The organism is Pseudomonas paeninsulae (genome assembly GCF_035621475.1).
In the GTDB taxonomy this organism is placed as follows: domain Bacteria; phylum Pseudomonadota; class Gammaproteobacteria; order Pseudomonadales; family Pseudomonadaceae; genus Aquipseudomonas; species Aquipseudomonas paeninsulae.
Window position 1 is genome coordinate 4,860,910 of the sequence record NZ_CP141799.1, and the last position, 26,218, is coordinate 4,887,127.

22 protein-coding genes are annotated in these 26,218 nt (G+C 64.0%); 12 read left to right on the top strand and 10 right to left on the bottom strand.

Annotation, left to right across the window (positions count from 1 at the left end):
- Positions 1-91: 91 nt before the first annotated feature.
- From VCJ09_RS22395 to rmf, 4 genes are all read left to right on the top strand, one after another.
- Positions 92-2,419: a Tex family protein gene (locus tag VCJ09_RS22395; RefSeq protein WP_324732216.1), complete on the top strand. Its 2,328-nt coding sequence runs from the start codon at positions 92-94 to the stop codon at positions 2,417-2,419.
- A 3-nt stretch (positions 2,420-2,422) separates the two neighbouring features.
- Positions 2,423-2,812: a PaaI family thioesterase gene (locus VCJ09_RS22400; RefSeq protein WP_324732217.1), complete on the top strand. Its 390-nt coding sequence runs from the start codon at positions 2,423-2,425 to the stop codon at positions 2,810-2,812.
- 203 nt (positions 2,813-3,015) lie between these two features.
- Positions 3,016-4,596 (top strand): glutamate--cysteine ligase, encoded by a 1,581-nt coding sequence (gene gshA, locus VCJ09_RS22405; protein WP_324732219.1) that lies wholly within the window; start codon positions 3,016-3,018, stop codon positions 4,594-4,596.
- Positions 4,597-4,707: 111 nt separating this feature from the next.
- Positions 4,708-4,911: a ribosome modulation factor gene (gene rmf / locus VCJ09_RS22410; protein ID WP_324732220.1), complete on the top strand. Its 204-nt coding sequence runs from the start codon at positions 4,708-4,710 to the stop codon at positions 4,909-4,911.
- 153 nt (positions 4,912-5,064) lie between these two features.
- Here rmf and argA read toward each other — a convergent pair whose 3' ends face one another.
- The 4 genes from argA to VCJ09_RS22430 all read right to left on the bottom strand — a co-directional run bounded on the left by argA (position 5,065) and on the right by VCJ09_RS22430 (position 9,978).
- Positions 5,065-6,363, bottom strand: coding sequence for an amino-acid N-acetyltransferase (gene argA, locus VCJ09_RS22415; RefSeq protein WP_079203660.1), 1,299 nt, complete (start codon positions 6,361-6,363; stop codon positions 5,065-5,067).
- Positions 6,364-6,719: 356 nt separating this feature from the next.
- Complete coding sequence (argE, locus tag VCJ09_RS22420; protein ID WP_324732221.1) at positions 6,720-7,877, bottom strand: acetylornithine deacetylase; 1,158 nt, start codon at positions 7,875-7,877, stop codon at positions 6,720-6,722.
- A gap of 121 nt (positions 7,878-7,998) precedes the next feature.
- Positions 7,999-9,261, bottom strand: a complete 1,263-nt coding sequence (locus VCJ09_RS22425; RefSeq protein ID WP_324732222.1) for an inorganic phosphate transporter — start codon at positions 9,259-9,261, stop codon at positions 7,999-8,001.
- 39 nt (positions 9,262-9,300) lie between these two features.
- Positions 9,301-9,978, bottom strand: a complete 678-nt coding sequence (locus VCJ09_RS22430; RefSeq protein ID WP_079203663.1) for a TIGR00153 family protein — start codon at positions 9,976-9,978, stop codon at positions 9,301-9,303.
- 112 nt (positions 9,979-10,090) lie between these two features.
- Between VCJ09_RS22430 and VCJ09_RS22435 the strand changes: the two genes are divergently transcribed.
- The 3 genes from VCJ09_RS22435 to VCJ09_RS22445 all read left to right on the top strand — a co-directional run bounded on the left by VCJ09_RS22435 (position 10,091) and on the right by VCJ09_RS22445 (position 15,325).
- On the top strand, positions 10,091-11,455 hold the full coding sequence (locus VCJ09_RS22435; protein ID WP_324732223.1) for a CYTH domain-containing protein: 1,365 nt from the start codon (positions 10,091-10,093) through the stop codon (positions 11,453-11,455).
- A 135-nt stretch (positions 11,456-11,590) separates the two neighbouring features.
- On the top strand, positions 11,591-13,375 hold the full coding sequence (locus VCJ09_RS22440) for a GspE/PulE family protein (protein ID WP_324732224.1): 1,785 nt from the start codon (positions 11,591-11,593) through the stop codon (positions 13,373-13,375).
- Between the two features lie 252 nt (positions 13,376-13,627).
- The gene (locus VCJ09_RS22445) at positions 13,628-15,325 is read left to right on the top strand and encodes a diguanylate cyclase (RefSeq protein WP_324732225.1); all 1,698 of its coding nucleotides are present in this window, start codon (positions 13,628-13,630) and stop codon (positions 15,323-15,325) included.
- Between the two features lie 13 nt (positions 15,326-15,338).
- On the opposite strand, the gene VCJ09_RS22450 is transcribed toward VCJ09_RS22445, so the two are convergent.
- Complete coding sequence (locus VCJ09_RS22450; protein WP_324732226.1) at positions 15,339-16,037, bottom strand: murein L,D-transpeptidase catalytic domain family protein; 699 nt, start codon at positions 16,035-16,037, stop codon at positions 15,339-15,341.
- A 243-nt stretch (positions 16,038-16,280) separates the two neighbouring features.
- Between VCJ09_RS22450 and VCJ09_RS22455 the strand changes: the two genes are divergently transcribed.
- The 4 genes from VCJ09_RS22455 to VCJ09_RS22470 all read left to right on the top strand — a co-directional run bounded on the left by VCJ09_RS22455 (position 16,281) and on the right by VCJ09_RS22470 (position 19,957).
- Positions 16,281-17,888 carry a L,D-transpeptidase family protein gene (locus tag VCJ09_RS22455; protein ID WP_324732228.1) on the top strand — a complete coding sequence of 536 codons (1,608 nt, stop codon included), beginning with the start codon at positions 16,281-16,283 and terminating at the stop codon, positions 17,886-17,888.
- A gap of 93 nt (positions 17,889-17,981) precedes the next feature.
- Entirely contained in the window at positions 17,982-18,905 is a 924-nt protein-coding gene (locus VCJ09_RS22460; protein WP_079203669.1) for an SPFH domain-containing protein, read from the top strand.
- Positions 18,906-18,908: 3 nt separating this feature from the next.
- On the top strand, positions 18,909-19,358 hold the full coding sequence (locus VCJ09_RS22465) for an NfeD family protein (RefSeq protein ID WP_324732229.1): 450 nt from the start codon (positions 18,909-18,911) through the stop codon (positions 19,356-19,358).
- A 296-nt stretch (positions 19,359-19,654) separates the two neighbouring features.
- Complete coding sequence (locus tag VCJ09_RS22470; RefSeq protein WP_324732230.1) at positions 19,655-19,957, top strand: DUF2388 domain-containing protein; 303 nt, start codon at positions 19,655-19,657, stop codon at positions 19,955-19,957.
- Positions 19,958-20,022: 65 nt separating this feature from the next.
- Here VCJ09_RS22470 and VCJ09_RS22475 read toward each other — a convergent pair whose 3' ends face one another.
- A complete protein-coding gene (locus tag VCJ09_RS22475) occupies positions 20,023-20,835 on the bottom strand; it encodes an HDOD domain-containing protein (RefSeq protein ID WP_324734716.1) in 813 nt (270 codons plus the stop codon).
- A gap of 211 nt (positions 20,836-21,046) precedes the next feature.
- Between VCJ09_RS22475 and VCJ09_RS22480 the strand changes: the two genes are divergently transcribed.
- The gene (locus tag VCJ09_RS22480; RefSeq protein WP_324732231.1) at positions 21,047-22,243 is read left to right on the top strand and encodes a class I SAM-dependent rRNA methyltransferase; all 1,197 of its coding nucleotides are present in this window, start codon (positions 21,047-21,049) and stop codon (positions 22,241-22,243) included.
- Positions 22,244-22,554: 311 nt separating this feature from the next.
- Here the strand turns inward: VCJ09_RS22480 and VCJ09_RS22485 are convergent, their stop codons facing one another.
- The 4 genes from VCJ09_RS22485 to VCJ09_RS22500 all read right to left on the bottom strand — a co-directional run bounded on the left by VCJ09_RS22485 (position 22,555) and on the right by VCJ09_RS22500 (position 26,178).
- Positions 22,555-23,358: an amino acid ABC transporter ATP-binding protein gene (locus VCJ09_RS22485; protein ID WP_324732232.1), complete on the bottom strand. Its 804-nt coding sequence runs from the start codon at positions 23,356-23,358 to the stop codon at positions 22,555-22,557.
- Positions 23,359-23,449: 91 nt separating this feature from the next.
- The gene (locus tag VCJ09_RS22490) at positions 23,450-24,685 is read right to left on the bottom strand and encodes an NAD(P)/FAD-dependent oxidoreductase (RefSeq protein ID WP_324732233.1); all 1,236 of its coding nucleotides are present in this window, start codon (positions 24,683-24,685) and stop codon (positions 23,450-23,452) included.
- Between the two features lie 60 nt (positions 24,686-24,745).
- Positions 24,746-25,459, bottom strand: a complete 714-nt coding sequence (locus VCJ09_RS22495; protein ID WP_079203676.1) for an ABC transporter permease — start codon at positions 25,457-25,459, stop codon at positions 24,746-24,748.
- Positions 25,456-26,178, bottom strand: a complete 723-nt coding sequence (locus VCJ09_RS22500; protein WP_407692993.1) for an ABC transporter permease — start codon at positions 26,176-26,178, stop codon at positions 25,456-25,458. The genes VCJ09_RS22495 and VCJ09_RS22500 overlap by 4 nt, the downstream gene beginning before the upstream one ends.
- Positions 26,179-26,218: the final 40 nt, after the last annotated feature.

Here is a 26,218-nt window from a genome sequence, read left to right on the forward strand (position 1 = left end):
CGGTGTAGCGCAACGTCAGCAGCGGGCGCCTTGAGACGGCCGCAGTAGGCGAGAGTTTTTTCACAGCCTCTCAGTGTGGGTAGCTATTCATATGCTCAGCATCAACAACCGCATCGCCGAAGAACTGGGCGTGCGCCCGCAACAGGTCGCTGCCGCCGTAGCGCTGCTCGATGAAGGCTCCACCGTGCCGTTTATCGCCCGCTACCGCAAGGAAGTCACCGACAGCCTGGATGACACCCAACTGCGTAACCTGGAAGAGCGCCTGCGCTACCTGCGCGAACTGGACGATCGCCGCGCCAGCATCCTCGCCAGCATCGAGGAGCAGGGCAAGCTGACCCCGGAGCTGACCCGCGAAATCAACCTGGCCGAGACCAAGACGCGCCTCGAAGACCTTTACCTGCCCTACAAGCAGAAGCGCCGCACCAAGGGCCAGATCGCCCTGGAAGCCGGCCTTGGCGAACTGGCCGACGCGCTGTTCAACGACCCGACCCTGGCCCCGGAGAGCGAAGCCGCGCGCTTCGTCGACGCCGAAAAAGGCTACGCCGACATCAAGGCGGTGCTCGAAGGCGCCAAGTACATTCTCATGGAGCGTTTCGCCGAAGACGCCACCCTGCTGGCCAACCTGCGCAGCTTCCTCAAGGACAACGCGACCCTCAGTGCCCGGTTGATTGCCGGCAAGGAGCAGGAAGGCGCCAAGTTCCGCGATTACTTCGAGCACGACGAGAAGCTGAAAAGTGCCCCCTCGCACCGTGCCCTGGCGATTTTTCGCGGCCGCAACGAGGGCTTCCTCAGCGCCAGTCTGAAAATCGGCGAAGAGCTGCCCGGCACCCTGCACCCGTGCGAAGGCATGGTCGCCGAGCGTTTCGGCATCAGCAACCAGGGCCGCGCCGCCGACAAATGGCTGGGCGAAGTGGTGCGCTGGACCTGGAAGGTCAAGCTCTACACTCACCTGGAAACCGACCTGCTCGGCGAGCTGCGCGAAGGCGCCGAAGACGAGGCGATTTCAGTGTTCGCCCGCAACATGCATGACCTGCTGCTCGCCGCCCCGGCCGGCCCGCGCGCCACCCTGGGCCTCGACCCGGGCCTGCGCACCGGTTGCAAGGTCGCGGTGGTCGACGCCACCGGCAAGCTGCTCGACACCGCCACCGTCTACCCGCACGTGCCGAAGAACCAGTGGGATCAGACCATCGCCGTGCTCGCCGCGCTGTGCACCAAGCACTCGGTCGACCTGATCGCCATTGGTAACGGCACCGCCAGCCGAGAGAGCGACAAGCTGGCCGCCGAGCTGATCAAGAAATACCCCGCCCTGAAGATGACCAAGGTGATGGTCAGCGAGGCTGGCGCCTCGGTCTATTCGGCCTCGGAACTGGCCGCCAAGGAATTCCCCGACCTTGACGTGTCGATCCGCGGCGCCGTGTCCATCGCCCGCCGCCTGCAGGACCCGCTGGCCGAACTGGTGAAGATCGACCCGAAATCCATCGGCGTCGGCCAGTACCAGCACGACGTGTCCCAGCTCAAGCTGGCGCGCAGCCTGGCCGCGGTGGTGGAAGACTGCGTCAACGCCGTCGGCGTCGACGTCAATACCGCCTCGGTCGCCCTGCTGGCGCGGATCTCCGGACTGAATGCGACCCTGGCGCAGAACATAGTCGCGCACCGCGACGCCAACGGCGCGTTCAAGACCCGCGACGCGTTGAAAAAGGTTTCGCGCCTGGGCGAGAAGACCTTCGAGCAAGCCGCCGGCTTCCTCCGCGTGATGAACGGCGACAACCCGTTGGACGCCTCGGCGGTGCACCCGGAAACCTATCCGCTGGTGCAGCGCATCGCCGCCGACACCGGTCGTGATATCCGCTCGTTGGTCGGCGATGCGGCCTTCATCAAGCGCCTCGACCCGAAAAAATTCACCGACGAAAGCTTCGGCCTGGTGACCGTCGGCGACATCCTGCAAGAGCTGGAAAAACCCGGCCGCGACCCGCGCCCCGAATTCAAGACCGCCGAGTTCCAGGAGGGGGTCGAAACCCTCAAGGACCTCGAACTGGGGATGATCCTCGAAGGCGTGGTGACCAACGTCACCAACTTCGGTGCCTTCGTCGACATCGGCGTACACCAGGATGGTCTGGTGCACATCTCGGCGTTGTCGGAGAAGTTCATCAAGGACCCGCATGAAGCGGTCAAGGCCGGCGACGTGGTCAAGGTCAAGGTGATGGAAGTGGATATCCCACGTAACCGCATCGCCCTGTCGATGCGCATGGGCGACACCCCGGGCGAAAAAATCGAAGGGCCGCGCGGCGGCCAACGCGGTGGTGGCAAGCGCGACTCCAGCCCGCGTCCGTCGGCCAGCACCCCGCGCGCCGAGCCGCAGCCGGCCAACAACGCCGCCATGGCCGCGCTGTTCGCCAATGCCAAGCAGCGGAGGAAGTAAGCCGTGAGCGAGCCCGTGGAGGCAATTGGCAAGAGCAGTGCCTTTGGCCGCCTGCTTGGTCTGGAAATCGTCAAGGCCGACGCTGGCGAGGCCGTGCTGCGCCTGAGCATGCACGACGGCCTGCGTAACCTGCACGGCAAGCTCCACGGCGGCGCGCTGTTCTCGCTGATCGACAGCGCCATGGGCCAGGCCAGCCACAGCCTGACCGATGGCACGCCGAGCAGCGTCACCCTGGAGAGCAAGGTCAACTACATCCGCCCCGTCAGCGAGGGCGATCTGCTCTGCCGGGCCTGGTTGCTGCACAGCGGCAGGCGCACCCAGGTGATCGAAGCCGAAGTGCATCAGGGCGACAAGCTGGTCGCCAAGGCACAAGCCACCTTCGCTTGCGTGTAACTGTAGCGGCTCAAGCTGGGTTATAACTGGCACCATTCAGCCGGCAGGCTGCAGCACAAACGCATCGCGAAGGCCCGCCAAGGCGTCGCTGGCGTTTTGCGGCGACTTGCCCGACCAGACGACCAACGTCGGTCATCCGCCCTCTTGTAGAGCGCATCGGCCGCCCCCATATTGGGGCGACCGATGCGTGAAGGAATGCAATCTTGAGCGACCTGTTCTCCCGCCGCCTGGCCCTGCTCGGCGAACGCGCCAACCTCTCCCTGCTTAGCCAGTGCTTGCACGGTATCGAGCGCGAATGCCTGCGCGTCGATGGCGATGGCCAGCTGGCCCTGACCCCGCACCCGCTGGCGTTGGGCTCGGCACTGACGCACCCGCAAATCACCACGGACTATTCCGAGGCGCTGCTGGAATTCATCACCCCGGCCGAGCCTGACCCGGCCATCACCCTGGCCGACCTCGAGCAGATCCATCGCTTCGTCTACAGCAAGCTCGACGGCGAATACCTGTGGAGCCCGTCAATGCCCTGCGCCTTGCCGGATGAGCAGACGATTCCGATCGCCGAGTACGGCAGCTCGCATATCGGCCAGCTCAAATACGTTTACCGCAAGGGCCTGGCGCTGCGTTACGGCAAGACGATGCAGTGCATCGCCGGCATTCACTACAACTTCTCCGTGCCGGACAGTCTGTGGCCACTGCTGCAGCAGGCCGAGGGCAATACGCGCAACGCCCGCGACTATCAGTCGGCGCGCTACATCGCCCTGATCCGCAATTTCCGCCGCTACAGCTGGCTGCTGATGTACCTGTTCGGCGCCTCGCCAGCCCTGGATGCAGGCTTTTTGCGTGGCCGCCCGCACCAACTGCAGCAACTCGATGACGACACCCTGTACCTGCCCTACGCCACCAGCCTGCGCATGAGCGACCTAGGTTACCAGAGCAACGCCCAGGCCGGCCTCACCCCCTGCTACAACGACCTGACCAGCTACACCGACAGCCTGCGTCAAGCGGTCGCCACGCCCTACCCGCCCTATGTCGAGATCGGCAGCAAGAAGGACGGTGAATGGCTGCAACTCAATACCAACATCCTGCAGATCGAGAACGAGTACTACTCGAACATCCGCCCGAAACGCGTGACCCACAGCGGTGAGCGACCGGTCCAGGCGCTGGAGGACCGCGGCGTGCAGTACATCGAAGTGCGTTGCCTGGACATCAATCCCTTCCTGCCGCTGGGTATCGACCTGGTCGAGGCGCGCTTCCTCGACGCCTTCCTGCTGTTCTGTGCGCTGCAGGAAAGCCCGCCACTGGACGGCGACGAATGCCACGCCTGCACCGACAACTTCCTCAACGTGGTCAAGGACGGACGGCGCCCCGGCCTGCACTTGCAGCGCCAGGGCCAACCCGTGGCGCTGCAAGCCTGGGCTCACGAACTGCTCGACAGCATCCAGCAAACCGCCACGCTGCTCGACCAGAGCCATGGCGACGACGCGCACAGTCAGGCTTTACAGGCGCAGCGCGACAAGGTCGATGATGCCAGCCTGACACCTTCGGCCCAAGTGCTCGCAGACCTGCAGCAGGGCGAAAGCTTCAGCCAGTTCGCCCTGCGCCAGAGCAAGCAGCACGCCGACTACTTCCGTAGCCAGCCGTTGAGCGCTGAGCAACAAGCCGCCTTCGAAGCCGCGAGCACACGCTCACTGCGCGAGCAGACGGAACTGGAGGCTCAGGAACAGGGCGATTTCGACAGCTTTGCCACGACCTACCAGGCGAGTATCCTGGCCCCGGTCATTTAGTCGACCCAGTCACAAAAGCCAACAACGGCGCCAAAGCTGTGACCGGCGACCCAGCCAGGGAAGCCGGGCGCAACTAGCATAAGCACAGAGCAATCAACATGAGCTGTGCCCATGGAGTCCGACGCCCATCCCAAGGATAACCGCCACTGGAGCCTGGAAAGCCTGAACAAGGCTTACCAGCAAGGCTATATGGCGGGCCTCACCGGCCAACCCAATAGCCGTCACGACCACCGCGCCGAAGTGCTTGCCGCGGCCTGGGAGGCCGGCTGGGACGACGGCCATGAGCAACTGCTGCGCCAGCAGAAGATCGCCTGAACCACTGAGCCAGCCGGTAGGAGCCAGGCACCCGCAAAGCGCCTGTACCCGAGCAACCTTCCCGCCGCGATGAACCCAACCCCGCCTCTTGAGCGGCGGCGCGGCACATCTCGACCCCGCCTGCAGACTGACTGCGGTGGGTTCGGCGGCAGGCTACAAGGCCTTCTCGAACACCTTGGAATTGCGTTGGAAGTTGTACAGCGAGGCGCGCGCCGTGGGCAGGCGGTCGACGCTGCTGGGCACGAAACCGCGTTCGCGGAACCAGTGAGCGGTGCGGGTGGTGAGCACGAACAGGTGCTTCAGGCCCTGGGCGCGGGCGCGGGCCTCGATGCGTTCGAGCAGTTCGTCGCCGCGACCGCCGTGGCGATAGTCGGGGTTGACTGCCAGGCAGGCCAGCTCGCCGTAGTCCGAGTCGTCAAGCTGGTACAGGGCCGCGCAGGCGATGATCAGGCCGTCGCGCTCGACGATACTGAACTGCTCGATCTCGCGTTCAAGCACCTCGCGCGAACGGCGCACCAGGATGCCCTGCTCTTCCAGCGGGCTGATCAACTCGATCAGCCCGCCGACATCGCCGATATTCGCCTCACGCAATGACTCGAACTGCTCCTGGTCGACCAAGGTGCCGCCGCCATCGCGGGTGAACAGCTCGGTCAGCAGCGAGCCGTTCTCCACATAGCTGACCAGATGCGCGCGCTTGACCCCGGCGCGGCAGGCCTGAGCCGCGGCATCGAGCAGCTCGCCCTGGTAGCTGTTACCCAGGCGCGCCAGGTAGAGCGGTACCTGCTGCGGACGCAGTTCGCGCACCAGCCGGCCCTCTTCGTCGAGCAGACCGCGCTCGGCACTGAACAGCAGCAGCTTGTCGGCGCCCAGGTCGATGGCTGCACGGGTGGCCACGTCTTCGCAGGCCAGATTGAAAATTTCCCCGGTCGGCGAATAGCCCAGCGGCGACAGCAGCACGATGCTGCGCTCGTCGAGCAGACGGCCGATGCCCTTGCGATCGACCCGGCGCACTTCGCCGGTATGGTGATAGTCGATGCCGTCGACCACGCCGATCGGCCGCGCGGTGACGAAGTTGCCGCTGGACACGCGCAGGCGCGCGCCCTGCATCGGCGAGGCGGCCATGTCCATCGACAGGCGCGCCTCGATGGCGATGCGCAACTGGCCGACCGCATCGATCACGCACTCCAGAGTCGCGCTGTCGGTGACGCGTAAATCACGGTGAAAGTGCGGGGTTATCCCGCGAGCGACCAGACGCGCCTCGATCTGCGAGCGCGAGCCGTGCACCAGCACCAGACGCACGCCGAGGCTGTGCAGCAGCACCAAATCGTGGACGATATTGCCGAAATTCGGGTGGGCAACGCCCTCGCCCGGCAGCATCACGACGAAGGTGCAGTCGCGGTGGGCATTGATATAGGGCGAAGCGTGGCGAAGCCAATTAACGTAGTCGTGCATTGCGCAGAGAACCTGTGAGTCGTGAAGATAACGCATGAACAAGGCGCGCGAGCGCCGGACGAGGCAGCCGGGAGCAGCGGGTTATCGTCGCAAGTAGGACAGCTTCACGCGTTCGCTCCTCCCATGGGTACAGGTCATGCCCGGATCATTCGACCGGGCTCAGAGGGTGCTTACAAATTACTGCGCTCGGCCATGCAGCGTTGAAATTAGCCCGGGACTCGGCGTCTCAAAATGCTCATGTACTATTCGTACACTCCGCTTTTGATTCGCTGCGCTCACCCCTTCGGGGCCAGCCTGCGGTTGTTACTCCGCTACGCTGCGTTGCGGCTGATTTCGCCTTGCCTGGCCATCGCTCGCTACTTTTGTAAACACCCCTTTAGGCAGTAGTGTTGAATCAGCTGACGTAACAGACGCACGGTCGGTTCGAGACGTGACATTTCTAGGTACTCGCCCGGTTGATGGGCACAGTCGATATCGCCGGGGCCAAGCACCAGGGTCTCGCAACCAAGCTGCTGAAGATAAGGCGCTTCGGTGGCAAACGCCACCGAAGCCGCGCTGTGCCCGGTCAGCCGCTCGGCCAGGCGCACCAATTCACTGTCGGCGGCCTGTTCGAAGGGTGGCACGCTGGGAAACAGCGGGGCAAAGTCGATCTTGACCTGGTGCCGCTCGGCCAGCGGTTGCAGCTTCTGCCGGATCGCCGCACGCAGCAGTTCCGGCTGCATGCCCGGCAATGGGCGCAGGTCGAACTCCAGCGAGCACTGGCCGCAGATACGATTGGGGTTGTCGCCACCGTGGATGCAGCCAAGATTCAGGGTTGGCTGCGGCACGCTGAACTGCGGGTTGTTGAATTCACGCTGCCACTGGCCGCGCAAGCCGCGCAGTTCGGCCAGTACATCCTGCATCGCCTCCAGCGCGCTGTGACCGAGGCGCGGGTCGGAGGAATGGCCGCTCTGCCCGAGGATGTCGATGCGCTCCATCATGATGCCCTTGTGCAGCCGTATCGGCTTCAGCCCGGTCGGCTCGCCGATCACCGCGGCGCGCCCCAGCGGCCGGCCGGCAGCGGCCAGGGCCCGGGCGCCGGACATCGAGCTTTCTTCATCACAGGTGGCGAGGATCAGCAGTGGCTGCTGGAAGCGCTGGGTCAGCAAGGGCTGCACCGCGTCGATGACCAGCGCGAAGAAGCCCTTCATATCGCAACTGCCGAGGCCAACCCAGCGGCCATCGACCTCGGTCAGCTTGAGCGGGTCGCTCTGCCACAAGGCCGCATCGAAGGGCACGGTGTCACTGTGTCCAGCCAGCACCAGGCCGCCAGGGCCGCTGCCGTAACTGGCCAGCAAGTTGAACTTACCCGGATTGATTTCCTGCACTTCGCAGGCGAAGCCGAGGTCGCCGAGCCAGCTCGAGAGCAACTCGATCACCGGCCGATTGGACTGATCCCAGTGCGCCTGGGTACAGCTCACCGAAGGCGCGGCGATCAGCGCGGCGAATTGCTCTTTGAAAGAAGGCAGGGGCATTGGCGGTCTCCGCGGGCGTTGCCACCATCATAGGGGCAACGCCGGTGCGGATGAAACCGCCGGGCACTATCTCGGCGATTGGGTAAATACCGAGCGCCGGCGCGCGCGTTTTTTCACAGCCTCAAAGGAAGATGCCGCGCAGGATATAGAAGAACACGATGGCCAGGGCCGCACCGACCGGCAGGGTGATCAACCAGGACATGAAGATCTTGCCGATCACGCCCAGGTTCAGTGCGCCAATACCCCGCGCCAGGCCGACGCCCAGTACCGCGCCGACCAAGGTGTGGGTGGTGGACACCGGCAAGCCGATGGCCGAGGCGCCGACCACGGTGGTGGCCGTCGCCAGTTCGGCGGCAAAGCCGCGGCTCGGGGTCAGCTCGGTGATCTGCTTGCCGATGGTGGCGATCACCTTGTAGCCATAGGTGGCCAGGCCGATGACGATACCCACCGCACCGAGCAGCAGGACCCAGGCTGGCAGCGCCGCCTTGGCACCTACGGCTTCACCGCCGGACTGGATCACGCCGACGATGGCTGCCAGCGGGCCGACGGCGTTGGCCACGTCGTTGGAACCGTGGGCAAAGGCCATGGAACAGGCGGTGAAGATCATCAGCACGGCGAAGACTTTCTCCACGCTGGCGTAGTGGAAGCCCTTGTCCGCTTCGATGTCGATCTTGATCCGGCTAAGCAGGACGATACCCAACAGCATTACCAGCGCGCCGACCCCCAGGGCGATAAGCAGGCCCTCGGCAGCCGACAGATCCAGGCCGATGTGTTTGAGGCCCTTGGTCACGGTAACCAGGCTGACCATAAAGCCGGTCAGGAACATATACAGCGGGACGAAGCGTTTGGCGTTGAGGAAGGGCTCATCGGTATCGATGATCAGCTTCTGCACACTGACGAACAGGCCGAAGGCGACGGTGCCCGAGAGCACTGGCGAGACCACCCAGCTGGCCACAATCGGGCCAACACCGGCCCAGTTCACGGCGTCCATGGACACGCCGACCGCGGCGAAGCCGATCACCGCGCCAACGATCGAATGGGTGGTGGAAACCGGCCAGCCACGCATCGACGCAATCAGCAGCCAGGTTCCTGCCGCCAGCAGCGCCGACATCATGCCCAGCACCATCAAGTCCGGGGTGATCAAGGTGGCATCGACGATGCCGCTCTTGATCGTTTCGGTCACCTGGCCGCCGGCCAGATAGGCGCCAGCGAACTCGAAGACCATGGCGACCAGAATCGCCTGTTTGATGGTCAGCGCCTGCGAGCCAACCGAGGTACCCATGGCGTTGGCCACGTCGTTGGCACCCACGCCCCAGGCCATGAAAAAGCCGAAGAGACAGGCAAGTAGCAGAAGTACGAGGCCGTAGTCCGCAATCAAAGACATAAATAATTAATCCGTAGATTCCAGAAAGGACACTGGCGCTTAACGCGCCAGCAGTTGTTCCAGTCGGTTACCGACACGCTCGGCACGGTCGGCGACATCTCCGATCCACTCGAGGATCTGATAGAGAAACATCACGTCGACCGGAGGAAGGTCCTTTTCCAGCTTGAACAGGGCACGACGAACTTCGATTTGCATGCGATCGGTGTCCTGCTCGATCAACTCCAGCTCCTCGACCATGGACCCGACCAAGGCGGCTTCGCGCCCACCAAAACCGGTCTCCAGCAGCTCATCGAGCTCGTTCATGGCTTTCAGCGCCTGGGCACTGGCATCCACGGTACGCTGCACGAAGGCGCGCATCAGTGGCTGCATAGCCTGTGGAATGGCCATTTCACGGCCCAGCATCAGGCCGGCGATGTCCTTGGCGCGGTTGGCAACTTTGTCCTGTACACTCAGCAGCTCAAGCAGATCCGAGCGCGGCACTGGCAGAAACAGGCTCTTGGGCAGGTGCAGCCGTACGCTTTTCTTGAGTTTGTCGGCTTCGCCCTCCAGCCGCGCCATGTCCTGTTGCACCTGCTCTACCTTGGCCCAGTCCTCAGCCATCACGGCGTCGAAAAAAGGCACCAGGTGCGCTGCGCATTCATGGGCTTTGGCGAAGTGCTTCTGCATCGGCCCAATGGGCGAGCGACCGAACAGGCTGGCGAATGGATTGAGTGGCATAGGGTGAACCCCGGCTTTAATGAAGGCGGCAAGTATACGGATCGCTCGAAAAGCTCGCCAGCACGCATCATCAGACAGTCACAATTTCACAGTAGGCGCTTAGCTCACCATCATGGTCAAAGAAACCGAAATCAAATTGCGGGTCAGCCGCGACACCTTGGCAGCACTGCGCGAGCACCCACTGCTGAAGAAGCGCAACAAGAGCGGCTGGGAACAGCGCGAGTTATTCAACCAGTATTTCGACACGCCCGCCCGTGACTTGGCCCAGGCCAAGGTCGCCTTGCGCATCCGCCGCGATGGCGATGCCTTTATCCAGACCCTGAAAAGCCGTGGTCAGAGCGTCGCGGGCCTGTCCGAACGCAACGAATTCGACTGGAATCTGGATCAGGCCGAACTGGACCTGAGCAAGCTCGATGACAGCTGCTGGCCGGCGGCCCTGGCCGACCTGGACAAGAGCCTGCTGCAACCGATCTTCAGCACCGATTTCGTCCGCCAGCGTGCCGACATCGCCTGGGGTCGCGGCAAGGCCAAGGTGGTCATCGAGGCCGCACTGGATCTCGGCAAAGTCATCGCCGGCGAGCATGACGAGGAAATCTGTGAGCTGGAACTGGAGCTGCGCCAGGGCGAACCTGAAGCCTTGTTGGAGCTGGCCGCCGAACTCGCCGCCGATCTGCCACTGATGCCTTGCGACATCAGCAAGGCCGAACGCGGCTACCGCCTGTTCGATGCCAACAGTTACAGTCTCAGCCTGCCAGCCCCCGAGCTGAGCAGCGAAATGAGCCTGGATGATAGCTTTGCCGCGATTGCCTGGCACCTGCTCGGCAGCAGCCAGCGGCTGGCAGAGCAATACCGTTTCAATGGCCACTGGCGCCTGTTGGTCGACTGGCTGGAACAACTGGTCGGCCTGCGCGCGCTGATCGGCAGCCTCGGCCAGGCTGCACCGCGCAGCAGCAGCAGCGAACTACGCCAGACCCTCGACGCCCTGCTCAACGACTGGCGCCCACGGGTCCAGGCCGGTCAACTCGACGATGCCGTACGCCGGGCCGCGCCGGCGCAGTTCGCCGTAGAACTGCAGGGCACGCGCTGGGGCCAGTTCTCCCTGATCAGTTCGCGCTGGCTGCTGGCCAAGGGCTGGACGACCGCACGCAACAACCGCGGCAATCGCCAGGGCGCCGCACCGCTGGGCAACTGGCTGCCAACCTTGCTGGCCGAGGAAGGCCATGACTTGCAGCTGAACCGCTACCAGAAACAACCGGAAGACCTGGCCGAACAACTGCCGCGTATCGAGCGCCTGCTGGCCTGGCTGCGCATGGCCCGCGGCGTATTGGAAGTGCCGGAAGTCGACCGTCTGTATGGCGAGCTGAGCAAGCTGAGCGAACAGGCCAACCGCAGCATCGACCCCGAGTCGTTGGCCGCACGGCAAGCCCAGGCCCATATTGTGGCCTCGCTGAAAGCCTGGAGAATGCTGGTGAAGTAAGCTGCAAGCTGCAAGCTGCAAGCTGCAAGCTGCAAGCTGCAAGCAAGTCAGTGTGGCGTTTATGCATTGGTACGCAATAGTTTTCAACTTGCTGCTTTAAGCTTGCCGCTTGCCGCTACTACCGCAGGGAGTCCCATGTCTGCCATCACCTCGCCCACCGCCGACCGTACCCTCGACCTGGGCGATCTGCTACGCGAACTGGTCGCCCAGGGCCGGGTCGACCAGGACAGCGCCGAGCAGTGCCTGGCAATCCGCCGCAGTGCGGTGAACAACCAGCAGCACCCGCTGGAATTTCTCGCCGCGCAGCAGGTCGACGACCTCAGTCGTCCGGGCCATAAGCTCGACCTGGAAAGCCTCACCGTCTGGCTGGCGAAATTCGTCGGCCAACCTTATCTGCGCATCGACCCACTGAAGATCGATGTCGCCGCCATTACCCCGTTGATGTCCTACGCCTTCGCCCAACGGCACAAGATCCTCGCCGTAGCGGTGGCCCCCGATGCGGTGACCATCGCCAGCGCGCAACCGCTGATGCACAGCTGGGAAGCCAACCTGACCCACGTGCTCAAACGCCCGATCAAGCGAGTGGTGGCCAACCCGGCGGATATCCAGCGCTTGACCGTGGAGCTCTATCGCCTGGCCAAGTCGGTCAGTGGCGCCAGCGCCGGCGACAGCAAGATCAGCGGCGTCGGCAACTTCGAGCAACTGCTCAACCTTGGCGCCCAGGACCAGGAGCCGGACGCCAACGACGCGCATATCGTCAACATCGTCGACTGGCTGTTCCAGTACGCCTTCCAGCAACGCGCCAGCGATATCCACATCGAGCCGCGCCGCGAGCAGGGCAGCGTGCGCTTTCGCATCGACGGCGTGCTGCACACCGTCTACCAGTTCCCGCCGCAGGTGACCATGGCAGTGGTCAGTCGCCTGAAGAGCCTGGGCCGGATGAACGTCGCGGAAAAACGCAAACCCCAGGACGGCCGGGTCAAAACCAAGACCCCGGACGGCGGCGAAGTCGAGCTGCGCCTGTCGACCCTGCCCACCGCCTTCGGCGAAAAACTGGTGATGCGCATCTTCGATCCGGAAGTGCTGCTGAAAAGCTTCGACCAGCTGGGCTTCTCGCCGGACGACATGAAGCGCTGGGCCGACATGACCCGCCAGCCCAACGGCATCATCCTGGTCACCGGGCCGACCGGCTCGGGCAAGACCACCACCCTCTACACCACGCTCAAGCAGCTGGCGACGGCGGAGGTCAACGTCTGCACCATCGAAGACCCGATCGAGATGATCGAAGGCGCCTTCAACCAGATGCAGGTGCAGCACAACATCGACCTGAGCTTCGCCAGCGGCGTGCGCGCGCTGATGCGCCAGGACCCGGACATCATCATGATCGGCGAGATCCGCGACCTGGAAACCGCCGAGATGGCGATCCAGGCCGCACTCACCGGGCACCTGGTGCTCTCCACCCTGCACACCAACGACGCGCCCAGCGCCATCACCCGCCTGCTCGAACTGGGCGTGCCGCATTACCTGCTCAAGGCCACCCTGCTCGGGGTCATGGCCCAGCGTCTGGTGCGCACCCTGTGCCCGCATTGCAAGGCGCCACACGAGCTCAGCGACGATGACTGGCAGAGCCTGACCAAACCCTGGAACGCCCCTCTGCCGACTGGTGCGCACAAGGCCGTCGGTTGCCTGGAGTGTCGTGATACCGGCTACCGTGGCCGCGCTGGGGTCTACGAGATCATGCAGCTCAACGATGGCATCAAAGCGCTGATCAGCGCCGACACCGACCTCACTGCCCTGCGCCGCCAGGCGTTCAAGGAAGGCATGCGCAGCCTCAGGCTGTCGGGCGCACAAAAAATCGCCGCGGGCCTGACCACCATCGAGGAAGTGCTGCGGGTTACGCCGCAGAGCGAACAGCGCTGAGAGACAGGGAAATGCCCGTGTTCGGCGAGCGGCCTGCCGGACTTGACCGCCCGTAGCGAGGGGACGTTCGTGGTCAAACATGTCGGTTTGAGGCAGTTGTTGCGCTATGTTGAGGCGGGAGGCCGCCCCGCGAACAGTCGCTCTATGTAACGAACAAGAGCGCAGAAAATGATCAGGTCCGGCTTTTCCGCAGTAGGACAGGGTTAAGTCCGACAGGCTGTTAGACTAGCGAAAAAAATGATCGAGTCCTCCATGAGCGCGAACCCGCCCCGCCGGCACTGGCCCATCTGGTGCGTCTGGCTATTGCTGTGCCTGTCACCGCATGCCCTGGCCTGGGTCGACGTCGGTGAGCAGACGCAACCCCTCGGTCTGCACCTCAGCCTGTTCGGCGCCGCCGAGCCGAGCAGCCTGGCGGCCGCCATCGAGGCTCGGGAGGCAGGCGAGTTCCGCCCCTCGCAGCAGCTGGTGCCACGCTTCGGCATCGGCGCCCCGCCACACTGGATCTACCTGCCGCTGCACAACCCCACGGCACAGCCGCTCAAACGTACCCTGCAACTGGGCAAAGCCTGGATTGACCAAGTGGACGTCTACCTGCTCGGCGATGGCCACCTCCTGCAGCAACTGCATGCCGGTGATGGACAGCTGCAACGCCTACAGGCCACTCCTGGCATGGGCTATCTGCTGGAATTGCAGCTGCCGCCGGGGCACTCCGAGCTCTATGTGCAGGTCGCCACTGCCGACCCTCTGCTCCTGCCTGTGCGCCTGCTTAGCGATAGCGTCCTGCAGCAGGCGCGCGCTGCCAGCCAGTACAGCTACGGCGCCCTGTATGGATTCCTGCTGGCGCTGCTGGCCTACAACCTGATGCTTTATGCGGGCCTCAAGGATCGCAACAATCTCAATTATTCGATCTACCTCGGCGCCTTTATTCTGCTCAACCTGTCCTACACCGGCCATGCCGGCGCCTGGCTTTGGCCGGATTCGCTGTTCCTCAAACGCTATGCCAACCCATTCTTGATGACTGCAACAGCCTGGCTCGGCCTGCACTTTGCCCGCCATTTTCTCGCCCTGGACGCCCATACACCCCGTCTTGCGCGCGCGGTCAAGCACGGCGCCTCTGCCGTGATGCTGGCGCTGGTGCTATGCGCCAGCCTGGACTGGCACGCCCAGGCCCTCTGGGTGGCCTTCTTCAGTGTGCTGGTCTACAGCCTGCTGATGGTGCTACTGGGTTTGGTCAGCCTGCGCCGCGGCCAGGTGGCGGCGCGCTATTTTCTCGCCGCCACCGTGTTCGGCATGCTCGGCACTGCCCTGACCGACCTCAGCGTATGGGGCATGATCCCCTTCACCACCCTGACCTACCGCGCGGTGGAACTCGGCATTCTGCTGGAAGCCACCCTGCTGGCCCTGGCCCTGGCCTATCAGATGCGCCAGCACCAGCGGGCACGCCGTGAGGCGGAAACCCTTGCCCGCATCGAACCACTGACCGGCCTTCTCAACCGCCGGGCCTTCCTCGAGCAAGGTAATAGCCTGTGGGGCCAGGCCATGCGCCATGGCCAGCCACTGGCGCTGATCATGCTCGACCTCGATCACTTCAAGGCCATCAATGACCAGCATGGCCATGACATGGGCGATCACTACCTGATCAGCACTGCCCGCCTGATTAGTGAGCAATGCCGCGCGGGCGACCTGCTGGCCCGCTGGGGCGGCGAGGAGTTTCTGCTGCTGCTGCCACACACCCGCCTGGAGGAGGCGCTGCTGCTGGCCGAGCGCCTACGGCAGGCGATCTCCGCCCTGACGCCCGGCCCAGTCGCCCTAAGCGCCAGCTTAGGCGTGGCTGCGCGCCAGCAGCAGATGCAATTGGAGCAATTGATCAATGCCGCAGACGAGCGCCTCTACCAGGCCAAGCAAAACGGTCGCAACCGCATCTGCGGGCCACAACCCGAGTGCTGCTGAGCGCTGCGCACCGTCAACGCAGGCTGGCGAGCTGCGCAGTCTTGCAGTTGAGGTAGGCCGAGCCCTGCAGCCAGTCTTGATCTGGATACCAGGCAAAGATGAACTGGCCACCCTTGAGCTGATCGACCACCATCCGCGCCACCTCCGGACGTACCGCCGGGCAACCGAGACTGCGACCGATCCGCCCCTGACTGCGCGCCAGGCGCGGGTCGACATAGCTGGCGGCGTGGATGACGATGGCGCGCTCGCGAGCCCGGTCGTTCACCCCCGGTTCGAGGCCGTCCATGCGCAACGAGTAGCCGTGCTTGCCGCTGTAGCTCTCCGCCGCGCGGAACAAGCCCAGACTGGATTGATGACTGTCCTGCGTGTTGGAAAAGCGCGTAGCCAGATTCTCGCCAGACATCCGCCCGTGGGCAACCAGGTCGTTCAACAGCAGCCGTTGACGTTTTAAATCGAAGATCCACAACCGCCGCGCCGTGGACGGCTGCGCATAGTCGATCACCGCCAGGCGCTGCGCCGGCTCAGCACCATGACTGACCGCACATTGCATGGCTGCCAGCGCATGCTCAAGCACCTGGCGATCGAGCCCGGGTGCGACGCGCGTCAGGCTGTCGAGCAGGGGTCGTGGCGCGGATTCCGCCGCCAGCCAGGGCGATGCCAGCAGACAAAGGCCAATCAGGTTGAGGCCGAGCCGGCGGAGTGATGTGATCATGGGCAGGAAGCTCCTGTGTACACTGCGGGCAATATTTGGCGACCGCCGCGAGCGCCTGTTTTTTCTAAACGCCCCGGGCATGACCCGCACCGACTGCGACAACCCATTCGACGGCGCAACAGCTCGTTGCAAAATGGAGCGGGCGACGGCAAGACAAGGCGGTTCGACTCGTCTCAGCAACGCTGAAACGCCTAGCGCCGTATTTTTCAACGGCTTGGTAGAGTCATCACGGAACTGGCGATCATGGACTTCAGCGCGCGATTGTACAAAAAAACCGCACATTACCTGACCGCCGGCTGTCTGCTGGCGATCACGGCCCAGGCCTACGGCGCCGATGACGACGCTAGCCAGGCGATCCGCCAGAGCTTCGCTGCGCACCCCAGTGCCTGCGCCTCGACGCTGGCGGCCGCCGAGCTGCAGAGCTCCAGTTTGCTCCACGAACTCTATGCCCAAGAGGCATTCCTCCCTCTCTGGCAAGAGCCTAGCCGACGCGGGGCGCTGCTGCATGAACTGGAACAACTGGCCGATGACGGCCTCGACCCGAACGAGTATCTACTCGACAGCCTGCGCACCACGCTGCCGAAGGATATTCAGCAACGCGCCTGCGCCGACCTGCTGATCAGCCACAGCTACCTGCAAGCCCTGCAACACCTGTCACGCGGACGCGTGGCGCAGGAACCGATCGAACCTTTCTGGCGCGCCCCCGACAGCGTCAGCCCGACACCACGCCCCAGCGTGCTCAGCATGGCCGGGCAAGGAATCGACGACCTGCCGGCGGCCTTCGCCACGGCGCGCCCGATCCTGCGCCAGTACCAGCAACTGCGCCGCGCCTATGCCGAGCGGCGGCGCCTGCCGCTCGCCGAGTGGACGCCGATTCCCGGCGGTCGCCTGCTGCGCCCGGACATGCGCGATGCGCGCGTCCCCCTTCTGCTCGCCCGTCTGGCCGCAGAAGGTTATATAGACGAACGACCCGCAGTCGCCAGCGACCACTATGACGCCACCCTGGTGACCGCCACGCAGCGCTTCCAGACTCGCCACGGCCTGCAGGCCGACGGCATGATCGGCCCCGACAGCCTGACCGCCCTCAACACCAGCGCGGCCGCACGCCTCGAGCAACTGCGGGTCAACCTCGAGCGCTGGCGCTGGCTGGCCGGCGATATCGAGGCACAAACCTTACTGGTTAACATCGCCGGCGGCCAACTCAGCTATTACCGCGACCATCAGCTGCTGTGGCAGGGCCGCGCCCAGGTCGGGCGGCCGGAACGCCAGACGCCACAGCTAAAATCGCTGGTCAGCCGCCTGACCCTAAACCCCACCTGGACCGTGCCGCCCACCATCATGCGCGAGGACAAACTGCCGGCGATCCGCCGCGACCTTGGCTACCTGGCCCTGCACCAGATGCGCGTGCTCGACCGCGATGGCAACCCGCTCGACCCGACCAAGGTTGATTGGCAGCACCCTGGGGCGATCATCCTGCGCCAGGATGCCGGCCCGAAAAATCCCCTGGGGCAACTGGTCATCCGCTTCGCCAACCCGTTCTCCGTGTACCTGCACGACACCCCTAGCCAGCACCTTTTCAGCAAATCGCCGCGCGCCTTCAGTTCTGGCTGCGTGCGCATCGAAGGCATCGTCGAGCTGCTCGACACCCTGCTGCCAGCCGATGACTGCGCCGAGATCGCACGCCTGCTGGCCAGCGGCAACACCAAGGAATTTCCACTGCGCGAGCGCCTGCCGATCGTCCTGGCCTACTGGACCGCCGAGGTCGATGCCGACGGCGAGCTGATCTTGCGCAACGACCTCTACGCCCGGGATCAAAGCGTGCTCGCCGCCCTGCAGCGCAACACATACTGATTCACTCGCCTGCCCTGGCTCGGGGCAAAAACGCCGCTAATTGGCTTACAATCGGCCGCTACCCTACAAGCACCCCGCAAGGAAATACGCCTCATGGAAATCGGCAGCGTGATCTTTCTCTTCGTCGGCCTGGCCTTCGCCGTGGTCCTTATGGGCTTCAAAGTGGTGCCCCAGGGCTCTCAGTGGACGGTCGAGCGCTTTGGCCGCTACACCAACACCCTGACCCCGGGCCTGAACATCATCGTGCCGGTAATGGACCGCATCGGCCACAAGCTCAGCGTCATGGAAACCGTGCTGGATATTCCCCCGCAGGAAGTGATCACCTACGACAACGCCACAGTGCAGATCGATGCGGTGTGCTTCTTCCAGGTGATCAACGCCGCTCAGGCCGCCTACGAGGTGAACAACCTCATCCATGCCATCCGCAACCTGCTGCAAACCAATATCCGTACCGTACTCGGCTCCATGGAGCTGGATGCCATGCTCAGCCAGCGCGATGCGATCAACGAGAAACTGTTGCGCACCGTGGATGAGGCGACTGCGCCCTGGGGCATCAAGATCACCCGCATCGAAATCAAGGACATCAGCCCGCCGGCCGACCTGATGGCCGCCATGTCCGGGCAGATGAAGGCCGAACGGATCAAGCGTGCGCAAATTCTCGAAGCCGAAGGCCTGCGCGCCGCCGCCATTCTCACCGCCGAAGGCAAGAAGCAGGCGCAGATCCTCGAGGCCGAGGGTGAACGGGCAGCGGCCTTCCTCGAAGCCGAGGCCCGTGAGCGCGCGGCCGGCGCCGAAGCCGAAGCCACCCGGGTGGTCTCGGTCGCCATCGCTGATGGTAACGTGCAGGCGATCAATTATTTCGTCGCGCAGAAATACATCGACGCCCTCGGCAAGTTGGCCAGCGCCAACAACAGCAAGGTGATCCTCATGCCGCTGGAAGCCAGCCAGGTGATCGGCGCGGTCAGCGGAATCGGTGAAATCGTCAAAGCCACCTTCGGTGACAACAAACAGGGTTAAGCGATGTGGGATTACTTGCAGCACCTGTCGTATTGGAACTGGCTGGCCGTCGGCACCCTGCTGCTGATCCTCGAGGTGTTCGGCGCGGGCGGTTACCTGCTGTGGATCGGCATCGCCGCCGCCAGCGTCGGCGTCCTCACCTACCTGTTCCCGGCGCTGCCCTGGGCCGTGCAGTTCATTCTGTTCGGTGCACTCTCGGTGCTCACCGCGGTGTACTGGTGGCGCCGCCAACGCACCGCAGCCAAACCCTCCGATCAACCGGGGCTGAACCGCCGCGGTAGTGAACTGATGGGCCGCCAGTTCATCCTCCATGAAGCCATCAACGCTGGCCACGGCAAGATCAAGGCCGGCGGCACCCTGTGGCTGGTCAGCGGCCCGGATTTGCCGGCCGGCAGCCAGGTCAGGGTGATCGGCCAGGACGGCGTGCTGCTGAAAGTCGAAGCCAGCGGGTGAACGCCCTGCACCTCGCGCCGCCAGCGGCGGCGTGAGGTGGACCAGACACTGTCCCAACTCCCTCACCACGACGGCCAGCGGCTCGCCCTGGAAACCGCTCAGCCGTGCCACGGTTTTACCCAAACCAGCCACCTGACGCTGACCGGTCGGCAACAGCACTACCTGCAAACAGGCTGCCGCGACTAGCGCCCCTGCTTTCATCCGGATTACTAAGCGCGGTTATTTCGGCAGACGTCTGGAACCACCGGCGGCAACCAAGACTCACATATATAGAGCCATCACCCGGAGTCACCCGTATGAGCCGCTTTGGTCCGTTACTCTTTGCCAGTCTCTTCGCCTTCGCTGCGCCGACATTCGCTGAAAGCATGGTGCGCGACATCCTCTCGTCCGGCGCGACCACCGCCTCGACCTACCTGACCTTCAAGGACAAGAAGCTGATCGTGCCTGCGCGTGACGATGCCAGCAGCTATGTCGCCAGCGCCGGGGAAATTCGCGGGCCTTACCTGGAAGCGGCGCTCAACCAATTGCGCGCCGAGCATCCCGACCTGCAGGCCAGCGACATGGAATTGGCCAGCGCCATCCTCGCCGCAGAACAGTAGTAGCAGGCCAGCAAAAAATACCGCGCCCGACTGACAAACCCTGAAGGTTTGCCAGTTGCGGCGGGTCAGGCCTCGCCCAGTTCACGGATGCTCTCGCGCAGGTACTCGAAGTCGGACTCAGACAGCCCGACATACTCCAGCACCAGCTGTTCGATACTCTGCCACTCATGATCCTCGGCCTGATTGCCCAGCACCCGGTGGCTTTCACAGATGTGTTCGGCCATCTTCAGAATCGCCAACAGGGTCTTCAGCTGGGCATCGCGGCCCGAGTCGTCGCTGAAGATCGCCAAGGCGTCATGGTGGCTGGCGATCGCCTCGCACAGGTGCTGCGGCAGGTTCCATGACTTGGCAGTGAAATAGCCGACCACCGCATGGTTGGTATTGAGCAGGCGATTCTCGGTATCGACCACCCGCAACTCGGTACTGGCGCTGTAATAGGCCTCGTCCAGCACCGTCATGAAACTGGCGAAGCGCTTGACCATCAGCGGAATCCCGCAGTTATGGAACAGCCCGAGGGCGTAGGCTTCATCCGGCGACTGGTAGCCGATGCGCTTGGCCAGGGTCAGGCAGGTCATGGCCACGTCCTGGGCGCTGTCCCAGAATCGGCTGAGGGTGACGATCGTTTCGTCGCTGAGCTCGCCCTTGATCGACTGTGCATTGATCAGGTTGATCACCGTGTCGCAACCGAGCAGATTGACCGCCTGCTGGATCGAGGCGATGCGGTTGCTCAGGCCGAAGAACGGCGAGTTGACGATCTTCAATAACGCCCCGGACAACCCCGGATCCTGGCCGATCAACCTGGCAATGGCCTTCAGGTCGGGGTTGGGCATGACCTGCTCCATCTGCAGGTCGACCATGATCTGTGGCTGCGGCGGCACGCTGATGCCTTGCAGGGCTTTGTGCAGCTGTTCGGCGGAGAGGGCGTAGGCCATGGCTAGTCGACAATAGTGGCAGAGGGCCAGAGTGTAGCCGGATTGCCCCCCGCCCGAGCAAGCCGGAAACATTCATCGGCGCGAAGGAAGCCCGTCCGAGCTGCGCCTGCGCTTGGCGAACCAGCTATAATCGCGCTCTTTTTCTGGAGAACACCCCATGTCCTTGCCCAGCCTGCGGCTTAAAGCCAACGCCGATCGACGCCTGCGGGCTGGTCACCTGTGGGTGTACAGCAACGAAATCGATGTCGCCGCCACCCCGCTGCACGGCTTTGCCGCAGGCGATCAGGCGATCCTCGAAGCCGCCGGCGGCAAGGCGCTGGGCGTGGTCGCCATGAGCCCGAACAACCTGATCTGCGCTCGCCTGCTGTCGCGCGACGTCAAGCACGTACTGGACAAATCCCTGTTGGTACACCGCATCAAGGTCGCCCTGTCCTTGCGCGAGCGCCTGTTCGACCAGCCCTGCTACCGCCTGGTATTTGGCGACTCCGACCTGCTTCCGGGCCTGGTGGTGGATCGCTTCTTCGACATCCTGGTGGTGCAACTGGCCTCCGCCACCATGGAACGGCACAAGGATGAGGTGCTCGCCGCACTGATCCAGGTGATCAAGCCGAGCGGCATCCTGCTCAAGAACGACTCCGCCGCCCGTGACGCCGAAGGTCTCGAGCGTTATGTCGACACCGTCTTCGGTGTGGTGCCGGAATGGGTGGCGCTGGAAGAGAACGGGGTGAAGTTCGAAGCGCCGGTAATCGAGGGGCAGAAGACCGGCTGGTTCTTCGACCACCGCATGAACCGCGCGCGTCTGGCGCCCTACGTCAAAGGCAAGCGCGTGCTCGACCTGTTCAGCTACATCGGCGGCTGGGGCGTGCAAGCGGCGGCCTTCGGCGCCACTGAAGTGATGTGCGTGGACGCCTCGGCCTTCGCCCTCGATGGGGTGGAGCGCAACGCGGCCCTCAACGGCCTGTCCGAACAAGTTGCCTGCATCGAAGGCGACGTGTTCGCCGCCCTCAAGGAACTGAAGAACGCCGAAGAGCGCTTCGACGTGGTGATCGCCGATCCACCTGCCTTCATCAAGCGCAAGAAGGATCTGAAGAACGGCGAAGCCGCCTACCGCCGCCTCAACGAAGCGGCCATGCGCCTGCTCAACAAGGACGGCATCCTGGTCAGCGCCTCCTGCTCCATGCACCTGCCGGAAGACGACCTGCAGAACATCCTGCTGACCAGCGCCCGTCACCTCGACCGCAATATCCAGCTGCTCGAACGCGGCGGCCAGGGCCCCGATCATCCGGTGCACCCGGCCATCGCCGAGACTCGCTATATCAAGAGCCTGACCTGCCGCCTACTGCCCAACAGCTAACAGACCGCTGAAAACTACTGCGCTCGGCTATACGGCGTTGCAATCAGCCTCACAAAAGCGCAGCGCGGCCCCTAAGGGGTGAGCGAAGCGAAGCAAATGCTCATGTACGGCTCGTACGCTGCGCGGTTTCGGCTGATTGACTCGCGACGTTCACCCTGCGGGCCAGCCTTCGGCGGTTACTCCCGTTGGTCGTTGCGCCTTGTGGCCCACATGGCTGTGGGAAATGCCGCTAGCCGTAGGGAACGGGCGCGGCCCTAGCCATCGCTCGCTACAGCTATCAACGGCCTGCGCAACGGCAGGAGCAAGCAGCTTCAGTGCAGGATCTGTGTCAAAAAAGCCTGCGCCCGTGGGCTTTTCGGCGCATTGAAGAAGGTCTCGGGCGGGCTGTCCTCGACGATCCGTCCGCCGTCGAGGAACAGCACCCGCTGCGCCACCTGACGGGCGAAGCCCATCTCATGGGTGACGCAGAGCATGGTCATGCCGCTGTCGGCCAGCTTGACCATGACATCCAGTACCTCGTTGACCATCTCCGGGTCGAGCGCCGAGGTCGGCTCATCGAACAGCATGATCCGCGGCTGCATGCACAGTGCGCGGGCGATGGCCACCCGCTGCTGCTGACCACCCGATAGCTGACTGGGGTATTTGTCCGCCTGATTTTCGATACCCACTTTGGCCAGGTAGTGCCGCGCCCGCTCCTCGGCGGCCTTGCGGCTCAGGCCGTGCACACTGATCGGCGCCAAGCTGCAGTTGTCCAGCACGCTCATGTGCGGGAACAGGTTGAAGTGCTGAAAGACCATGCCAATCTCCCGGCGCACCTTGGCCGCCTGCGCCGTGTCCTGGGACAGATCGCGGCCCTCGACCAGAATCCGCCCCTGTTCGGCGATCTCCAGCCGATTGATGCAGCGGATCAAGGTCGATTTGCCCGAGCCCGAGGGCCCGCAGAGCACGATGCGTTCGCCCGACTGCACGCTGAGGTCGATATCGTGCAACGCCTGAAAAGGGCCGTACCACTTGCTCACGCCCTGGATCTCAACGGCTGGCCGACAGCGGGGCGCAGCCTGGTCCAAGCCGGGGGTTGGCGCCAGTGCGTGGCTCTGATTGCGAGTCGAAAGCATACGAGTTCTCTCCTATTGCGGCCCGTTGGGCCCCGGCCTCCCGAGCGGAAGGTCGGCGCTCGACTGGCGCTTATTGTTGTGTGGTTCGGGGCTAAGGGAAACGTGCGGCGCTGTAGGGCGCAGGATCGGTAAAGGGCTGTTCGCCGGTCATCATCTCGGCCAGCAAACGGCCACTGACCGGCCCCAGAGTCAACCCGTGGTGGGCGTGGCCGAAGTTGAACCAGAGCCCCGGATGCCGCGGTGCAGGCCCTATGACCGGCAGCATGTCCGGCAGGCAGGGGCGCTTGCCCAACCAGGGTTGCGGGTCGAGCCGCTCGCCCAGGGGAAACACCTGGCGGGCCAGCGCCTCGGCGCGACGCAACTGAATCTCGTTGATCGGTGCATCGTCGGCGGCGAACTCGATGCCGGTGGTCAGGCGAATGCCCTCAGCCATAGGCGCCAGCACGTACCCGCCCTGGGAGTCGCAAAGCGAATGAGTGAGCTCGTGGTCGGCCGCGTAGTGCATGTGATAACCGCGCTTGACCGCCAGGGGGATCCGATAACCCAAGGGATTCAACAGCTCGTTGGACTCCGGCCCCAGGGCGACTACCACCTCCTGCGCGCGCAGCAGACCTTGTGCGGTCTGCAGCTGCCAGCCGGCCTCGTCATTGCGTAGCGAGCGCGCGTCGCCCTTGAGCACCCGCCCGCCGCGTAGGCTGAATAGGGCCGCGTAGCCTTTGGTCAGGTTGCCCGGATCGGTGACCGTCTTCGGGTCCAGCCAGTGCACGCCGCCGCACACGGCCGCCGACAGATTGGTTTCGCGGGCATGCAACTGCGCGGCATCCAGCAGCTCGAAATGCAGGCCATAGGCGGTCATGGCCTGCGCCTCCTGCTGGGCGCGGCGCAAGGCACGTGGGCAGCGGAATATCTCGATCCAGCCATCGGCGCGAATCAGGTGCTGCAGGCCGGCCTGCTCGACCAGCGCGTCGTGTTCCAGCACGCAGCGCTCGATCAACGGCCGCATAGCGCGGGTCGCCGCGGCCAGCGGCTTCGGCGCCGAGTGCCGCCAGAAACTCAGCAACCAGGACGCCACCTTGGGTAAATGACTGAGGCTGTAACGCACATCCGGCTCACGGTTCAGCCCATAGCGCAGCACGCGCAGAAACTCGCGGGGAAAGGCGTAGGGCACCACGCTGGAACGCTCGATCAAGCCGGCATTGCCGAAACTGGTGCCCTCGCCAGGGTCCTTGAGGTCAACCAGGGTCACCTCGCGGCCTCGCGCCTGCAGGTGTAGCGCCGTACAGACGCCGACGATACCGGCGCCCAAAACGATAGTGTCGCAGCTCATGCAAAATTCCTTGGGTCGCGCCCGCTTGCCGGGGTACGACTGTTAGCGAAAGTGGCCAGATCAGGTATCGAGATGCCGGCCCAGTCGAGCCTCGACACGCCGCAGCAGCCGCCGGATGCACTCGACAATCAGCAGGTACAACGCCGCCGCCCAGAGGTAGAGCTGGAAGTCGAAGGTGCGCGAGAAAGCCAGCTTGGTGATGCCCATCAGGTCATAGACGGTGACCAGGGAGGCGATCGCACTGGCCTTGACCATCAGGATCAGCTCATTACCGAGGGGGCCGATGGCAATCAGCATCGACTGCGGCAGGATCACCTTGAAGAAGGTGGTACGCCGGCTCAGCCCCAACGCCGCGGCGGCTTCGCGCTGACCCCGGGCGACGGCCTGGAGACTCCCACGGAAGATCTCTGCCTGGTAGGCCGCAGTATTCAAGGTGAACGCCAGCAGCGCGCAATACCAGGCGTCACGGAAGAACCACCACAATCCCAGGTCCTGCCAGAACTCGCGAAAGGAGCCCAGGCCGTAATAGAGCAGGAACAACTGCGCCAACAGCGGCGAGCCGCGGAAAAAATAGATGTAGGCCCCGGTCACCCCACGCAGCACCGAGTTGCGTGACAGGCGCCCAAGCGCCAGCAGCAGGCCGAGCAGCAGGCCCAGGCTGAAGGAGATCGCCACCAACTTGGCGGTCACCAGCAAACCGTCGAGCATGCGCAGGCCATAGCGCTCGAACAGCTGCGGGTCGAAGAACAGATGCAGCAATTCCGTGGCACTCATGACTGCGCGCTCCTGTGCCCGAGGCTGCTACGTTTCTCGGCGAAGCTGAACACCCGGCCGGACAGCGCCGAGAAGAACAGGTACAGCAGGCAGGCCGCGAAGTAGAACAACATCGGCTCCTTGGTGGCACTCACCGCGAGATTGGTCTGGCGCATCAGGTCGACCAACGAGATGGTCGATACCAGCGAGGTGTCCTTGAGCAGGGTCAGCCAGTTGTTCGACAACCCCGGCAGGGAGACCCGCACCAGCTGCGGCAGTATTACCTTGCGGAAGGTCTGCCAGCGCGACAGGCCCAGCACGCTCGCCGCCTCATACTGGCCCTTGCCCACGGTCTTGAAGGCGGCGAGCCAGACCTGGCTGGAAAACGCGGCGAACACCAGACCGAAAGCGATCACCGCGGCGACGAAGGCATTGATGGTGACTTCGCTGCTGTAGCCCCAATAGGCCAGCAGCTTCTGCACCCCAATCTGGCAGCCGTAATAAACGATCAGCAGGGTGAGCAGCTCCGGCAGGCCGCGGAACACCGTGGCGAACACGGTGGACAGGGCGCGCGGCAAGCGCTTCTTCGAGCGTGCCGCCACCGCCACCGCCAGGCCCAGCGGCAGCCCCAGCAGCAGGCAGCACAGCGCCAGGGAAATAGTCACCAGGGCGCCGGCCAGCAGGACCAAGCCCCAGCCACCGTCGCCGAACAAGAGTAGAGAAAAGGGTTCCGGGATCATCGTGACCTCTGAATGTCCTGTGCCAGATAACCCACACCGA

Excerpts from the sequence above, each read along its gene's own strand:
- VCJ09_RS22450 (WP_324732226.1), bottom strand. The coding sequence starts at position 16,037 with ATGATCACATCACTCCGCCGGCTCGGCCTCAACCTGATTGGCCTTTGT.
- VCJ09_RS22460 (WP_079203669.1), top strand. The coding sequence starts at position 17,982 with ATGGAAATCGGCAGCGTGATCTTTCTCTTCGTCGGCCTGGCCTTCGCC.
- VCJ09_RS22470 (WP_324732230.1), top strand. The coding sequence starts at position 19,655 with ATGAGCCGCTTTGGTCCGTTACTCTTTGCCAGTCTCTTCGCCTTCGCT.
- VCJ09_RS22395 (WP_324732216.1), top strand. The coding sequence starts at position 92 with ATGCTCAGCATCAACAACCGCATCGCCGAAGAACTGGGCGTGCGCCCG.
- argA (WP_079203660.1), bottom strand. The coding sequence starts at position 6,363 with ATGCACGACTACGTTAATTGGCTTCGCCACGCTTCGCCCTATATCAAT.
- VCJ09_RS22440 (WP_324732224.1), top strand. The coding sequence starts at position 11,591 with ATGTCTGCCATCACCTCGCCCACCGCCGACCGTACCCTCGACCTGGGC.
- VCJ09_RS22455 (WP_324732228.1), top strand. The coding sequence starts at position 16,281 with ATGGACTTCAGCGCGCGATTGTACAAAAAAACCGCACATTACCTGACC.
- VCJ09_RS22445 (WP_324732225.1), top strand. The coding sequence starts at position 13,628 with ATGAGCGCGAACCCGCCCCGCCGGCACTGGCCCATCTGGTGCGTCTGG.
- rmf (WP_324732220.1), top strand. The coding sequence starts at position 4,708 with ATGGAGTCCGACGCCCATCCCAAGGATAACCGCCACTGGAGCCTGGAA.
- VCJ09_RS22480 (WP_324732231.1), top strand. The coding sequence starts at position 21,047 with ATGTCCTTGCCCAGCCTGCGGCTTAAAGCCAACGCCGATCGACGCCTG.
- VCJ09_RS22435 (WP_324732223.1), top strand. The coding sequence starts at position 10,091 with ATGGTCAAAGAAACCGAAATCAAATTGCGGGTCAGCCGCGACACCTTG.
- VCJ09_RS22465 (WP_324732229.1), top strand. The coding sequence starts at position 18,909 with ATGTGGGATTACTTGCAGCACCTGTCGTATTGGAACTGGCTGGCCGTC.
- VCJ09_RS22430 (WP_079203663.1), bottom strand. The coding sequence starts at position 9,978 with ATGCCACTCAATCCATTCGCCAGCCTGTTCGGTCGCTCGCCCATTGGG.
- VCJ09_RS22485 (WP_324732232.1), bottom strand. The coding sequence starts at position 23,358 with ATGCTTTCGACTCGCAATCAGAGCCACGCACTGGCGCCAACCCCCGGC.
- VCJ09_RS22425 (WP_324732222.1), bottom strand. The coding sequence starts at position 9,261 with ATGTCTTTGATTGCGGACTACGGCCTCGTACTTCTGCTACTTGCCTGT.
- VCJ09_RS22495 (WP_079203676.1), bottom strand. The coding sequence starts at position 25,459 with ATGAGTGCCACGGAATTGCTGCATCTGTTCTTCGACCCGCAGCTGTTC.
- VCJ09_RS22500 (WP_407692993.1), bottom strand. The coding sequence starts at position 26,178 with ATGATCCCGGAACCCTTTTCTCTACTCTTGTTCGGCGACGGTGGCTGG.
- argE (WP_324732221.1), bottom strand. The coding sequence starts at position 7,877 with ATGCCCCTGCCTTCTTTCAAAGAGCAATTCGCCGCGCTGATCGCCGCG.
- VCJ09_RS22490 (WP_324732233.1), bottom strand. The coding sequence starts at position 24,685 with ATGAGCTGCGACACTATCGTTTTGGGCGCCGGTATCGTCGGCGTCTGT.